1 protein-coding gene is annotated in these 584 nt (G+C 67.3%); it reads right to left on the bottom strand.

Annotation, left to right across the window (positions count from 1 at the left end):
- Positions 1–8: 8 nt before the first annotated feature.
- On the bottom strand, positions 9–584 hold a 576-nt coding region (locus ABEA43_RS67930; RefSeq protein ID WP_345581664.1), incomplete at its 5' end, for an ABC transporter ATP-binding protein.

Below are 584 nucleotides of genomic sequence, written 5' to 3' on the forward strand. Positions count from 1 at the left end.
GTGGTTCCTTAGGCCTTGGTGCCGACGAGGGAGAGGAAGACGTCCTCGAGGGTCGGCTGCTTTTCGATGTATTCGACCTTGGCGGGCGGGAGCAGTTGCTTGAGCTCGGCCAGGGTGCCGTTGACGATGATGCGGCCCTCGTGGAGGATCGCGATCCGGTCGGCGAGTTGTTCGGCCTCGTCCAGGTATTGGGTGGTGAGCAGGACGGTCGTTCCCCGGTCGGCGAGCTCCTTGACGGTCTGCCACACCTCGATGCGCGCCTCGGGGTCGAGCCCGGTGGTGGGCTCGTCGAGGAAGATGATCGGCGGGTTGCCGATGAGGCTCATCGCGATGTCGAGGCGGCGGCGCATGCCGCCGGAGTAGGTGGACGCCTTTCGCCCGCCGGCGTCGGTCAGCGAGAACCGCGTCAGCAGGTCGTCGGCGATCTTGCCGGGGTTCTTGAGGTGCCGCAGTTTGGCGACCAGCACGAGGTTCTCCCGGCCGGTGAGGATCTCGTCGACGGCGGCGAACTGCCCGGTGAGGCTGATCGACTCGCGTACGTCCGCCGGTTGGGTGGTGACGTCGAAGCCGTGCACGCCGGCCGT

The organism is Nonomuraea rosea (genome assembly GCF_039539705.1).
GTDB lineage: Bacteria > Actinomycetota > Actinomycetes > Streptosporangiales > Streptosporangiaceae > Nonomuraea > Nonomuraea rosea.